14 protein-coding genes are annotated in these 12,252 nt (G+C 64.8%); 6 read left to right on the forward strand and 8 right to left on the reverse strand.

Annotated elements, in window-relative coordinates:
* Window positions 1-7: 7 nt before the first annotated feature.
* From B0G81_RS30955 to upp, 8 genes are all read right to left on the reverse strand, one after another.
* Window positions 8-637 carry a Maf family protein gene (locus B0G81_RS30955; RefSeq protein WP_134140661.1) on the reverse strand — a complete coding sequence of 210 codons (630 nt, stop codon included), beginning with the start codon at window positions 635-637 and terminating at the stop codon, window positions 8-10.
* A gap of 261 nt (window positions 638-898) precedes the next feature.
* Entirely contained in the window at window positions 899-1,369 is a 471-nt protein-coding gene (rlmH, locus tag B0G81_RS30960; RefSeq protein WP_106280297.1) for a 23S rRNA (pseudouridine(1915)-N(3))-methyltransferase RlmH, read from the reverse strand.
* A 70-nt stretch (window positions 1,370-1,439) separates the two neighbouring features.
* A complete protein-coding gene (gene rsfS / locus B0G81_RS30965) occupies window positions 1,440-1,898 on the reverse strand; it encodes a ribosome silencing factor (protein ID WP_116142475.1) in 459 nt (152 codons plus the stop codon).
* A 4-nt stretch (window positions 1,899-1,902) separates the two neighbouring features.
* A complete protein-coding gene (locus tag B0G81_RS30970; protein WP_134140663.1) occupies window positions 1,903-2,643 on the reverse strand; it encodes a nicotinate-nucleotide adenylyltransferase in 741 nt (246 codons plus the stop codon).
* Window positions 2,644-2,668: 25 nt separating this feature from the next.
* Window positions 2,669-3,592 carry an oxygen-dependent coproporphyrinogen oxidase gene (hemF, locus tag B0G81_RS30975; RefSeq protein WP_134140665.1) on the reverse strand — a complete coding sequence of 308 codons (924 nt, stop codon included), beginning with the start codon at window positions 3,590-3,592 and terminating at the stop codon, window positions 2,669-2,671.
* Between the two features lie 283 nt (window positions 3,593-3,875).
* Window positions 3,876-5,174 carry a phosphoribosylamine--glycine ligase gene (gene purD, locus B0G81_RS30980; protein WP_106280307.1) on the reverse strand — a complete coding sequence of 433 codons (1,299 nt, stop codon included), beginning with the start codon at window positions 5,172-5,174 and terminating at the stop codon, window positions 3,876-3,878.
* A gap of 252 nt (window positions 5,175-5,426) precedes the next feature.
* The gene (locus tag B0G81_RS30985; protein WP_106280309.1) at window positions 5,427-6,155 is read right to left on the reverse strand and encodes a YebC/PmpR family DNA-binding transcriptional regulator; all 729 of its coding nucleotides are present in this window, start codon (window positions 6,153-6,155) and stop codon (window positions 5,427-5,429) included.
* Between the two features lie 485 nt (window positions 6,156-6,640).
* On the reverse strand, window positions 6,641-7,291 hold the full coding sequence (upp, locus tag B0G81_RS30990; RefSeq protein WP_012432337.1) for a uracil phosphoribosyltransferase: 651 nt from the start codon (window positions 7,289-7,291) through the stop codon (window positions 6,641-6,643).
* Window positions 7,292-7,653: 362 nt separating this feature from the next.
* On the opposite strand from upp, the gene B0G81_RS30995 reads away from it, so the two are divergent.
* The 6 genes from B0G81_RS30995 (at window position 7,654) to kdpA (ending at window position 12,185) form a co-directional block, all read left to right on the forward strand.
* The gene (locus tag B0G81_RS30995; RefSeq protein WP_106280311.1) at window positions 7,654-8,433 is read left to right on the forward strand and encodes an SDR family oxidoreductase; all 780 of its coding nucleotides are present in this window, start codon (window positions 7,654-7,656) and stop codon (window positions 8,431-8,433) included.
* Window positions 8,434-8,508: 75 nt separating this feature from the next.
* A complete protein-coding gene (locus B0G81_RS31000) occupies window positions 8,509-8,898 on the forward strand; it encodes a methylglyoxal synthase (RefSeq protein ID WP_106280312.1) in 390 nt (129 codons plus the stop codon).
* A 49-nt stretch (window positions 8,899-8,947) separates the two neighbouring features.
* The gene (locus tag B0G81_RS31005) at window positions 8,948-9,922 is read left to right on the forward strand and encodes a quinone oxidoreductase (RefSeq protein WP_106280314.1); all 975 of its coding nucleotides are present in this window, start codon (window positions 8,948-8,950) and stop codon (window positions 9,920-9,922) included.
* A 258-nt stretch (window positions 9,923-10,180) separates the two neighbouring features.
* A complete protein-coding gene (locus tag B0G81_RS31010; protein WP_007175652.1) occupies window positions 10,181-10,294 on the forward strand; it encodes a hypothetical protein in 114 nt (37 codons plus the stop codon).
* The gene (kdpF, locus tag B0G81_RS31015) at window positions 10,291-10,383 is read left to right on the forward strand and encodes a K(+)-transporting ATPase subunit F (RefSeq protein ID WP_007583461.1); all 93 of its coding nucleotides are present in this window, start codon (window positions 10,291-10,293) and stop codon (window positions 10,381-10,383) included. The genes B0G81_RS31010 and kdpF overlap by 4 nt, the downstream gene beginning before the upstream one ends.
* A complete protein-coding gene (gene kdpA / locus B0G81_RS31020; RefSeq protein ID WP_134140667.1) occupies window positions 10,380-12,185 on the forward strand; it encodes a potassium-transporting ATPase subunit KdpA in 1,806 nt (601 codons plus the stop codon). Before kdpF ends, kdpA begins: the two co-directional genes overlap by 4 nt.
* The last annotated feature ends 67 nt before the right edge of the window (window positions 12,186-12,252 follow it).

Genomic DNA, 12,252 nt, shown 5'->3' on the forward strand with positions numbered 1-12,252 from the left:
TGTTATTTTAGAAGTCGATGCGCGCTGCACGCAGGAGGGCAGCGGATTCAAAAAGCGGCAAACCCATGATACCTGAATAGGACCCGTCGATATGCTCGATAAACTCCGCGGCGCGCCCCTGCACACCGTACGCGCCCGCCTTGCCGAGCGGCTCGCCGCTCGCGGCATAGCGGCGGATCGCGTCTGCGTGCAGTGCAGCAAAACGCACCTTCGACACGGATAGCGCGGCCGGCAGTAGCGCGCCTTCGGCATCGACCACGGCCACGGCCGTCAGCACTTCGTGAGCGCGTCCGGCGAGGCGCTTGAGCATCGCGACGGCGTCGTCGGCATCGACGGGCTTGCCGAGAATCGCGTCGTCGATCGTGACGGTTGTATCCGCAACCAGAATCGGCCGCGCGGCATGGCCGCCGGCCACGAGGCGCGCGCGCGCCGCATGCGCCTTGGCGACGCACACCCGCTGCACGTAGTCGTGCGCGCGTTCACCGGGCAGTTCGGCTTCGAGTGCTTCGGCGTCTTCATCGGGGCGCGGCAGCAGCAGCTCGAACCGCACACCGAGCTGTTGCAACAACTCCTGGCGGCGTGGACTTTGCGAAGCGAGGTAGACGAACGGATGCAGCGAAGCGGCGGACGTGGACATGAACAGGTCTCGATGAAGCGGATTGCGTGAGGGCGCGACGGGTGTCGAGCGTCGATCAGTGCGGTGGGAAACCAGCGGTGCGAGCATGACGACGCGTGCCATGCGCACGTTGTTGTGCACGCCAGCATGCACGTCGGTTAGCGCCGCAAATGCGACCCGAAAAACACGGCGAAGGCGCGACTGCAACATGCGACGACGACGCGCGACTTGGCGTCGCGACCACCAACCGCGCCCGCGCATTCTCAGCGCCCCCTCATTCGCTCACACGCGATGATAGGGGTGATTTTGCGTGATGGTCCACGCGCGGTAAAGCTGTTCGGCAAGCAGCACGCGGACCATCGCGTGCGGCAAGGTCAGGCTGGAGACGCGCAGCAGCATATCGGCGCGCGCTTTCAACTGAGGATCGAGTCCATCGGCGCCGCCGATCAGGAACGCCACGTCGCGGCCGTCCTGCTGCCAGCCGGGCAGGGCGCCGGCGAGCTGCATGGTGGTCCAGTCCTTGCCGCGTTCGTCGAGCGCGACAATGCGCGCGTTCTTCGGCAACGCGGCTTCGATTTTCAGCCGCTCGGCGGCCATCACGCTTTCCGCGGGCCGTCCCGACGAACGCTGCTCGGGTTTGATTTCGCGCAACTCGATGCGCAGCTCGGGCGGCATGCGCTTCGCGTATTCGTCGAAGCCGGTGGCGATCCAGTCCGGCATCTTGTGGCCGACGGCGAGGATATGCAGTTTCATGACGGATCGAAGATCGCGAATGTCATCGCGGACCGGAACGGTGTGAGTCGCCCAAAGCCCGCCGGCTGACTTACTTGCGGCGCGCGGCCGTCTTGCGCGCGGGCTTCTTCACGGCCGGCGCTGCTTCGTCTTCGTCCTCGTCTTCATCGGGTTCGCTCGAACGCGCGCCGCCAAACGGGTCCGGCGTGGACAGCTTGATGCGCACCGGCTTGTCGCCCCAGATTTCCTCGAGGTTGTAGTACTGGCGCAGGGCCGGTTGCAGGATGTGCACGATCGCGTCGCCGCAATCCACCAGCACCCATTCGCCGATGTCCTCGCCTTCGGTACTGATGATGTCGCCGCCGTTTTCCTTGACGCTCTCGCGCACGCTAGAAGCGAGCGCCTTGGTCTGGCGATTGGAGGTGCCGCTCGCGACGATCACGCGATCGAACAGCGCGGTCAGGTGGCTGGTGTTGAACACCTTGATGTCTTGCGCCTTGACGTCTTCGAGAGCGTCGACGATCACGCGTTGCAGTTTGCGAATATCCATAGGGTTACCGGTGGTACAGATGATGTTGAAGAATATAGTCCCACACCGCGGTGGGGACATGGCTCGCCGCCTGGTCTTGCTGTTCGTCGCCCGCGAGGGCGAGCCGCTGGCTCACCTGTTCGCGCAGATGCGCGCGAATGTCGGTGGCCGAAACGTTGAACGCAAGCGTCGTATCGATCAGCAAGTGGCCGCAGGGCGTGGCTTGCAGAACGTCGGCGCGGGCACGGCGCGCGTCGATTTCTTTTGCGACCACGGGCGGAATCGACGCGAGGTCGAAGCCGGGCCGCGTGGCCGCGCAAATATGCGCAAAGTCGAACAGGCGCCGCCAGTCGTGCCATGTGTCGAGATGCACCAATTGATCCGCGCCGATCAGGAGCGCAATCGAGGCGTCCTCACCTTCGCGTTCACGCCAGCGTTGCAGCGTGTCGACCGTGTAGGTCGGGCCGTCGTGCTCGATCTCGTCGGTCGCGACACGCACGGTCGCGCCCGGCAGCACCAGCTCGCTGGCCGCCGCGCGCGTCATGGCCAGCCGATGCACGGCCGGCGAGACGTCGGCTTTCTGCCAGGGCTGGCCGGCCGGCAACAGCACGAGTTCGGTCAGATGCAGCACATGCGCGAAACGCCGCGCGAGCGCGAGGTGGCCGTTGTGGATCGGATCGAAAGTGCCGCCGAGCAGTCCGATCCGGCGAGGCAGGGCAACAGGATGAGCGTTCGGCTTCAGGTGAAGATCCTTTGTCGTGACGATGCGCGGCGCGGTGCGGGCCTGAGCCTCACACCCACTCGCGCGGCACGAGAAAATCGCTATAAAGACGCGCTTCCGGCGTGCCCGGTTCGGGGTGCCAGTTGTAGCGCCAGTTCACCACAGGCGGCATGGACATCAGGATCGATTCCGTGCGCCCGCCGCTCTGCAGCCCAAACAGTGTGCCACGGTCGAAGACCAGATTGAACTCGACGTAGCGCCCACGCCGGTACGCCTGGAAATCGCGCTCGGCCTGACCATACGGAATGTTGCGGCGCTTTTCGATGATCGGCAGGTACGCTTTGAGGAATGCGTCACCCACGCTTCTGAGCATCGCGAACGATTGATCGAAGCCCGGCGCCGAGAAATCGTCGAAGAAAATCCCGCCGATGCCGCGCGCTTCGTTGCGGTGCTTAAGGAAGAAATACTCGTCGCACCAGCGCTTGAAACTCGGGTACAGGTCCGCGCCATAAGGTTGCAGCGCGTCGCGGCAAGTGCGATGGAAATGCTGCGCGTCTTCCTCGTAGCCGTAGTACGGCGTCAGATCCATGCCACCGCCGAACCAGAACACCGGCTCTTCGCCGGCCCTGGTCGCGATCAGCAGACGCACGTTCATATGCACGGTCGGGCAGTGCGGATTGTGCGGATGCAGCACGAGCGACACGCCCATCGCTTCGAAACCGCGGCCGGCCAATTGCGGACGCGCGGCGCTCGCCGAACCCGGCAGGGCGTCGCCGGCCACGTCCGAAAAACCGATGCCGGCCCGCTCGAAGAAGTTGCCGCCTTCCAGAATCCGCGTGTAGCCGCCGCCGCGCAGCTTCTCGCCGGGCCCGCGCTGCCATGCGTCGGTGGCGAACGGCGTGCCGTCGAACGCGCCGAGCGTGTCCGCGATATGCGTTTGCAGGCCTTGCAGCCAGCTGCGCACGGCCTGTGCGTCGTAGCTCGAATCGGTCATGAATGCAGATGCTGAGGGCGGCACGCTCGTCGTGCCGCGGGTTCATCGTGAAGGGCGACGGCCGGGCCGGCGTCAGGGGGAACCTGCGAAGGCGCGGCCATACGGTTTTTCGCTTCGGGCGGAATACTGCCGCCGCGTCGGGCTTCGGTCAGGCCACGTCGGGCCTGCGTCGGTTCATATCGGCCCAGGTCATGCCGCGGGCGTGGATAGCGAAGCGAAACTCGCCGCGAAAACCCGCAGTGTAGCGCCGTTGGCGCCGCACGCGGGCGAGTGGGGTCGTGGCTTAGTGCTTGCCGTCGGTCTTGACGTCGTGCTTGCGATTCAACGCACGGTAGCCGATGTCGCGGCGATACTGCATGCCGTCGAACGAGATCTGGTTGATCGTCTCGTACGCGACCGACTGCGCGCTGCGCACCGAATCCGCCAGTCCCACCACGCACAGCACGCGGCCGCCGGAGGTGGTCAGCTTGCCGTCCGCCAGCGTAGTGCCGGCGTGGAACGTGACCGAATCCGCGGTTTCAGCCGGAATGTCGTTGATGCGGTCACCCTTGCGCGGCGTGTCCGGATAGTTGTACGCGGCGAGCACGACGCCGAGCGCGGTGCGGCGATCCCACTCCAGTTCCACCGTATCCAGCGTGCCGGCAATCGCCTGCTCGACCACCTTCGAGTAGTCGCCCTTCAGACGCGCCATGATCGGCTGCGTTTCCGGGTCGCCCATGCGGCAGTTGAATTCGAGCGTTTTCGGGTTGCCTTGCGCGTCGATCATCAGACCGGCGTACAGGAAACCCGTGTAGCGGATGCCTTCCTTCTCCATGCCGCGCACGGTGGGCAGGATGATTTCGCGCATCACGCGGGCGTGCAGTTGCGGCGTGACGATCGGCGCGGGCGAGTAGGCGCCCATGCCGCCCGTGTTCGGACCCTGGTCGCCGTCGAGCAGACGCTTGTGATCCTGGCTCGACGCGAGCGCCAGCACATGCTTGCCGTCCACCATCACGATGAAGCTCGCTTCCTCGCCGGTGAGGAATTCCTCGATCACGACACGCGCGCCGGCGTCGCCGAGCTTGTTGTCCGACAGCATCATGTCGACGGCGGCGTGCGCTTCTTCCAGCGTTTGCGCGACCACCACGCCCTTGCCCGCGGCGAGGCCGTCGGCCTTGATGACGATTGGTGCGCCCTTGGCGTCGAGATACGCGTGCGCGGCGGCGACGTCGGCGAAGGTTTCGTATTCGGCCGTCGGGATCGCATGGCGCTTCATGAACGCCTTGGCGAAGTCTTTCGAGCTTTCGAGCTGGGCGGCTTCTTTGGTCGGCCCGAAAATCTTCAGACCGCGTGAGCGGAACAGATTGACGATGCCGGCTGCCAGCGGCGCCTCCGGCCCGACCAGCGTGAAGGCGATCTGTTCCTGTTCGACGAAATCGGCGAGCGCAGCCGGCTCGGTGATGTTGACGTTGCGCAGACGCTCGTCCTGGGCGGTGCCGCCGTTGCCCGGAGCAACGTAGACGAGCTGAACCCGCGGCGATTGCGCGAGCTTCCATGCGAGTGCATGTTCGCGACCGCCGGAACCGACGACGAGTAACTTCATGTGAATCCCCGAGACTTAAAAACCATAAACGGCTGACGCAGCACGCTCAGCCGTGGAATGACAGCAAGGTTCGCAAGGAGCCCGCAGCAGCCGGTGGCGGCGCGCAGGGCACAGTACGAACCCGGGTGGTCGCGCGATGTGAGGCCACACGCACGCCCGCTCAGCAACGACACGAGGGCCGGCCGGCGGCGCGGGCGTGGGTGCATGCAAGTGCAAGTGCAAGTGCATGCGCCACGCGCTGCCGTGGCACGCTCATTCGTCGGCGATCGCGGCGTTTGTATAGACTTCCTGCACGTCGTCCAGATTCTCCAGCGCGTCGAGCAGCTTCTGCATTTTCACGGCGTCTTCGCCGGTGAACTCGACTTCCGTCTGAGGTTTCATCGTCACCTCGGCCAGTTCGGCCTTGAAGCCGGCGGCTTCCAGCGCCGACTTCACTTTCGGGAAATCGTTCGGCGGGCACAGCACTTCGATACTGCCGTCTTCATTCGTGACGACGTCGTCGGCGCCGGCTTCGAGCGCGGCTTCCATCAGTTTGTCTTCCGCCGTGCCGGGCGCGAACAGGAACTGGCCGACGTGATCGAACATGAACGACACCGAGCCGTCCGTGCCCATGTTGCCGCCGTTCTTCGAGAACGCGTGACGCACTTCCGCCACCGTGCGCGTGCGGTTGTCGGTCATGGTGTCCACGATCACCGCCGCGCCGCCGATGCCGTAGCCTTCGTAGCGGATTTCTTCGTAGCTTGCGCCGTCCACGCCGCCCACGCCACGCTGGATCGCGCGGTTGACGTTATCTTTCGGCATGTTGGCGTCGTACGCCTTTTCGACGGCGAGCCGCAGGCGCGGGTTCGAGTCGATGTCGCCGCCGCCCATGCGCGCCGCGACCTGGATTTCCTTGATGAGCCGCGTCCAGACTTTGCCGCGCTTGGCGTCGGCCGCTGCTTTCTTATGCTTGATGTTGGCCCATTTCGAATGACCCGCCATACCTGTTCTCCATCGCGCGCGCCGGTGGGGCGCACGCATTGTGCAATTGTCGTTGCGATGTCGGGCGCTTGCTCGTGTTCGCGCGCCTGTGCGCGCGTTCGCGGTATTGTGCGCCTCGCTGTCAAACCGCCCGCTGCCTGACTGTCCGGCTCAACTGTTCGTGGCCAACCCGCCGTGGCTGTGCGTATCGAGCCTGATCGCGGCCAGCCGGGCCCGGTTGGCGGGACCGCGAGTCGGCAGCGCGATTGGGACGGGGCGGTGCTGCTCGCACGCGGCAAACGCCGCGCCGGCCTGCCAGGCCCCGCGAAAGGCGCGATGCGCCAGGCGGTGTGGTCGACGGTAATGCGAATTGAGCCGCTCTTTGAGCGGATTCGAATTTTATCACGCCGCAGGGGCGCGGCAGAGGACGAGATAGCGGCGAACGCCGCGAAAAGTGCGTGATGACGGCGGCCGGCGCGCGCCGTCACGCGCTTTTCAGGCCGCTTTCAGTTTTTCGTGCCGAACAGGCGGTCGCCGGCGTCGCCGAGACCCGGCACGATGTACGCGTGCTCGTTCAGATGCGAATCGAGCGAGGCAACATACAGCTTGACGTCCGGATGGGCGTCCTGGAACACCTGCACGCCTTCGGGCGCGGCGACCAGCGCGAGGAACATGATGTTCTCGCCGGCCACGTTGCGGCGCTTGAGCACGTCGACCGCATGCACCGCGGAGTAGCCGGTCGCGACCATCGGATCGCACAGGATGAATACGCGGTCTTCGAGGTCGGGCAGACGCACCAGATATTCAACCGGGCGATGGTCTTCGGCACGGTACACGCCGATGTGGCCCACCCGCGCCGACGGCACCAGTTCCAGCAGGCCGTCCGACATGCCGATGCCGGCCCGCAGCACCGGTACGATCGCCAGCTTCTTGCCGGCGATCACCGGCGCGTCGATCTCGACGAGCGGCGTGGTCAGGCGGCGCGTGGTCATGGGCAGATTGCGGGTGATCTCGTAGCCCATCAGCAGCGTGATTTCACGCAGCAGTTCGCGGAACGTGCGAGTCGAGGTATCCCGGTCGCGCATATGCGACAGCTTGTGCTGGATCAGCGGGTGATCGAGGATGAAGAGATTGGGAAAACGGCTGTCCTGGGTCATGGCGGGTGCGCACGGGGCGGCTAGAGGGATCGGTTCGGCGCGCCGCGCGGCCGGGAAACCGGCTGGCTGGCGGACGCGCCACGGCGCAAGTTTACCGAAAGAGTGCCGCCGGAAGATACCGGAGATTGCAGCGGCCCGCCGCAGTCCGGCACCGATTCTTCTAGAATCGGGGAAACTTGCCGCGCGAGGGTCCGGGAGATCTCGCCAAGGCCGAGGCCGGGGGAGAGCCCTCGAGGCGGTGCGCGGTTTCGCCAGAATGCGGCCCCGGACCTGTCGCTTTACGCCAGGCCTCTGAGGAACGTAAGAAAACTTGCGGCGGCCCGGTGTCTCGCACGCGGCACAACTTCACGAGGAGCACACATATGGACATGGGAATCGCAGGACGCACCGCGCTGGTCTGCGCGGCCAGCAAAGGCTTGGGGCGCGGCTGCGCGGAAGCGCTCGCCGCCGAAGGCGTCAACCTGACGATCGTCGCGCGCACCGCCGAGACGCTGGAGGCGACCGCCGCCGAGATTCGCAAGCAAAGCGGCGTGGAAGTGAAGACGGTGGCCTGCGACATCACCACGCCGGAAGGCCGGGCTGCGGCGCTCGCCGTCTGTCCGCAGCCGGACATTCTGGTCAACAACGCGGGCGGCCCGCCGCCGGGCGACTTCCGCGACTTTACGCACGAAGACTGGATCCGTGCGCTCGAGAGCAACATGCTCACGCCGATCGAGCTGATACGCGCGACCATCGACTCGATGAGCGCGAAAGGTTACGGGCGCATCGTCAATATCACGAGTTCGGCGGTGAAGGCGCCGATCGACGTGCTCGGGCTGTCCAATGGCGCGCGCTCGGGGCTGACCGGTTTCGTCGCGGGACTGGCGCGCAAGGTCGCGCCCACCGGTGTGACCATCAACAACCTGCTGCCGGGGCTGTTCGATACCGACCGCATCGGCGTCACGTTCGCGGCGCAAGCCAAGGCGCAGAACATTTCCGTCGACGAGGCGCGCAAGCAGCGCACGAAGACGATTCCCGCCGGCCGTTTCGGCACCCGCGAGGAATTCGGCGCTGCCTGCGCGTTCCTGTGCAGCGTGCATGCCGGCTATATCACCGGACAGAACTGGCTGATCGACGGCGGCGCCTACCCCGGGACGTTCTGAACGGCACGTCCTAAAGCATCACCACAAGCACCACCACAACAACGACAATCACAACGGTTTCAGGAGTCTTACGTCATGACCACCCGCATCGCGCTGATCGCGCACGATCACAAGAAGGACGATATCGTCAAACTGGCCGGCGAATACGTCGACACGCTCAGGCGCTGCGACATCGTGGCGACCGGCACGACCGGCGGGCGCATCGCCGACGCGCACGGCCTCGTGGTCGAGCGGATGTTGTCCGGTCCGCACGGCGGTGATCTGCAGATCGGCGCGCAACTCGCGGAAGGGCGCGTGGACATGGTGATCTTCCTGCGCGATCCGATGACGCCGCAGCCGCACGAGCCGGACATCAACGCGCTGGTGCGCGCGTGCGACGTGCACAACATTCCGTGCGCGACCAACATTTCGACGGCGCGCATGGTGCTCGACTCGCTGACCTTGCGCCTCACGCAACAGGTTTGAGCTGTCGCTTCCGGCACGCCTGAATCAAAACCAACCTCAAGGAGACGTGATGGTCAAAGCAATCCGATTCGATAAAACCGGCGGTCCCGAAGTGATGAAGTGGGTCGACGTCGAAGTCGGCGAACCGGGCGCGGGCGAGATCCGCGTCAGGCAGACGGCGGTCGGGCTGAACTATATCGACGTGTACTTCCGCACGGGTCTCTATCCGTTGCCGTTGCCCGGCGGTCTCGGCATGGAAGCGGCCGGCGAAGTGACGGCGCTCGGCCCGGGCGTCAGCGGTCTGAAGGTGGGCGATCGCATCGCGTACGTGGGACGTCCGCCCGGCGCGTATGCGCAGGAGCGTGTGCTGCAGGCGGCGCAGGCGGTGAAAGTACCCGACGCGTTGAGCGACGAGCAGGCCGCCTCGGTGATGCTGCAAGGCCTCACCGCGCAATATCTGCTGCGCCGCACGTATCCCGTGAAAGCCGGCGACACGATCCTGATCCAGGCCGCGGCGGGCGGCGTCGGTCTGCTGGCGTGCCAGTGGGCGAAGGCGCTCGGCGCGACGGTGATCGGCACGGTCGGCTCGGATGAGAAAGCGGAGATCGCCAAGGCGCACGGTTGCGATCACGCGATCGTCTACACGCGCGAGAACTTCACCAAACGCGTGCGCGAGATCACCAACGGCGCGGGCGTGCCGGTGGTGTACGACTCGATCGGTAAAGACACGTTTACGGGCTCGCTCGATTGCCTCGCGCCGCTCGGCATGTTCGTGAGCTTCGGCAACGCGTCGGGGCCGTTGCCGCCGATCGATTCGTCGGAATTCGCCGGACGTGGCTCACTGTTCTTCACGCGTCCGACGCTCTTTACCTACATCGCCAAACGCAGCGATTACGAGGCAATGTCCACCGAGTTGTTCGATGTGCTGGTGTCGGGCAAAGTCAAGACGAGCATCAATCAGCGTTACGCTTTGTCCGACGTTGGCCGCGCGCATGCGGATCTCGAAGGGCGCCGCACAACGGGCTCGACGGTGCTCCTGCCGTAACGGACGACGATGACCTGAGCGCGATAGCGACGGCCGTATAAAAACGAAGCTCATTGACGGACGCGCCCAAGCCCTGGTCAAACCGGCGCCGCACGCCGCAAAGCCTGACGCAGCCCACCCAAGGCTGTTCCATCGCAGGATGGAACAGCCTTGTTCGTTTACGCGATTTTTATACACGCCACTCCATCTTTGACCGGGCCTTTACACGGATCGGCATAACGTTGCGGCTATCCAAAGTCCGTGTAATGGAGAACAAAAATGGATGTGCTGTATGTCGGGGGGCTGGTGCTGTTTGCCGCGCTGACCTTCGCGTTGATTGCCGGCTGCGAGAAGTTGATGCAGTTCCGCCGTGGGCAGGGAGCGCGCTCATGAACTGGATTCTGTGGTTATCGGGCGCGGCGACCGCGCTGCTGTTCGCCTATCTGGTCTATGCGCTGTTGCGCGCGGAGGACATTGAATGAACTCGAACAATGTCCTGCAAGCGGGCCTCTTCATCGTCGTGCTGCTGGCAGCCGCGGTGCCGATGGCCCGCTATCTGAGCGCCGTGATGGACGGCAGTTCGCGCGTGGTCCGCTTCGGCGGTCCCGTCGAACGTCTGCTGTATCGCATCGCGGGCGTCGATCCGTCGAAGGAAATGAGCTGGAAGCACTACGCGATCGCCACGATCGCCTTCAACGTGCTCGGCGTCGCGTTTCTCTACCTGCTGTTGCGCGTGCAAGGCTGGCTGCCGGGCAACCCGCAGCAGTTCGGCCCGATGACGGTCGACGGCGCGTTCAACACGGCGATCAGTTTTGTGACCAACACGAACTGGCAGGATTACACGCCCGAGCAGACGGTAGGTTATCTAACGCAGATGCTCGGTTTCACCGTGCAGAACTTCTTCTCGGCGGCCACCGGCATCGTGGTGGTGATTGCGCTGATTCGCGGCTTTGCGCGTCACACGGCACAAACCATCGGCAACTTCTGGGTCGATCTGACCCGCGTGACGCTGTACGTGTTGCTGCCGATGTCGGCGATCGTCGCGGCGCTGTTGATGAGCCAGGGGGCGATTCAGAACTTCAAGACCTATCAGGACGTGCCGACGCTGCAAACCACCACGTACGCCGCGCCCAAGCTCGACGCGCAAGGCAACCCGGTGAAGGACGCCAAGGGCAATCCGGTCACGGTGGATACGCCCGTGAAGACGCAAACCCTCGCCATGGGCCCGGTCGCGTCGCAGGAAGCGATCAAGATGCTCGGCACCAACGGCGGCGGCTTCTTTAACGGCAACTCGGCGCATCCGTTTGAGAACCCGACACCGTTCTCGAACTTCCTGCAGATCTTCTCGATCCTGATTATCCCCGCGTCGCTCGCGCTGGTGTTCGGCCGCATGATTGCGGACCGCAAGCAGGGCGTGGCCGTGCTCGCCGCCATGACGATCGCGTTTGCGGTCTGCGTGTTCGGCGAGATCAGCGCGGAGCAGGCCGGCAATCCGGCCATTGCCGCCTTGCATGTCGACCAGTCGGCTAACGCGCTGCAATCGGGCGGCAATGCGGAAGGCAAGGAGACGCGTTTCGGCATCGCGCAATCGGGCATCTTCACGGTCGCGACCACCGCGGCTTCGTGCGGCGCGGTCACCAACACGCACGACTCGCTGACGCCGATCGGCGGCCTCTATCCGATGCTGCTGATGCAGCTCGGCGAAGTGATCTTCGGCGGCGTGGGTTCCGGCATGTATGGGATGCTCGTATTCGCGATGCTGGCTGTGTTCGTGGCGGGCCTGATGATCGGCCGCACGCCGGAATACGTGGGCAAGAAGATCGAAGCGTACGAGATGAAGATGGTGTCGATCGTCGTGCTGCTCACGCCGCTGCTGGTTCTGGTCGGCACGTCGATCGCGGTATTGAGCGACGCGGGCAAGGCGGGCATCGCCAACCCCGGCGCGCACGGTTTCTCCGAAATCCTCTACGCGTTCAGCTCGGCGGCCAATAACAACGGCAGCGCATTCGCGGGCCTCACCGTAAGCACGCCGTTCTACAACTGGCTCACCGCAATCGCGATGTGGTTCGGCCGCTTCGGCACGATCATTCCGGTGCTCGCGATTGCCGGTTCGCTGGCCGCGAAAAAGCGCATTGGTGTAACGGGCGGCACGTTGCCCACGCATGGACCGCTCTTCGTCGTGCTGTTGCTCGGCACGGTGCTGCTGGTCGGCGCGCTGACTTATGTGCCCGCGCTCGCGCTCGGTCCTGGTGTCGAACATCTGATCATGATGGGCGCCCATTGAGGCGGCCCGTCGGGATGGCACACGCGGCCAACGACTGAGCAGGCGCAAACGGGAAATTCGAGGATTC

Origin of the sequence: Paraburkholderia sp. BL6665CI2N2 (genome assembly GCF_004366535.1) — a bacterium.
Taxonomy (GTDB): Bacteria; Pseudomonadota; Gammaproteobacteria; order Burkholderiales; family Burkholderiaceae; genus Paraburkholderia.

Coding starts and splice junctions, on each gene's coding strand:
- B0G81_RS30955 (WP_134140661.1), bottom strand. CDS start 637: ATGTCCACGTCCGCCGCTTCGCTGCATCCGTTCGTCTACCTCGCTTCG.
- rlmH (WP_106280297.1), bottom strand. CDS start 1,369: ATGAAACTGCATATCCTCGCCGTCGGCCACAAGATGCCGGACTGGATC.
- rsfS (WP_116142475.1), bottom strand. CDS start 1,898: ATGGATATTCGCAAACTGCAACGCGTGATCGTCGACGCTCTCGAAGAC.
- hemF (WP_134140665.1), bottom strand. CDS start 3,592: ATGACCGATTCGAGCTACGACGCACAGGCCGTGCGCAGCTGGCTGCAA.
- purD (WP_106280307.1), bottom strand. CDS start 5,174: ATGAAGTTACTCGTCGTCGGTTCCGGCGGTCGCGAACATGCACTCGCA.
- B0G81_RS30985 (WP_106280309.1), bottom strand. CDS start 6,155: ATGGCGGGTCATTCGAAATGGGCCAACATCAAGCATAAGAAAGCAGCG.
- upp (WP_012432337.1), bottom strand. CDS start 7,291: ATGACCCAGGACAGCCGTTTTCCCAATCTCTTCATCCTCGATCACCCG.
- B0G81_RS30995 (WP_106280311.1), top strand. CDS start 7,654: ATGGACATGGGAATCGCAGGACGCACCGCGCTGGTCTGCGCGGCCAGC.
- B0G81_RS31000 (WP_106280312.1), top strand. CDS start 8,509: ATGACCACCCGCATCGCGCTGATCGCGCACGATCACAAGAAGGACGAT.
- B0G81_RS31005 (WP_106280314.1), top strand. CDS start 8,948: ATGGTCAAAGCAATCCGATTCGATAAAACCGGCGGTCCCGAAGTGATG.
- B0G81_RS31010 (WP_007175652.1), top strand. CDS start 10,181: ATGGATGTGCTGTATGTCGGGGGGCTGGTGCTGTTTGCCGCGCTGACC.
- kdpF (WP_007583461.1), top strand. CDS start 10,291: ATGAACTGGATTCTGTGGTTATCGGGCGCGGCGACCGCGCTGCTGTTC.
- kdpA (WP_134140667.1), top strand. CDS start 10,380: ATGAACTCGAACAATGTCCTGCAAGCGGGCCTCTTCATCGTCGTGCTG.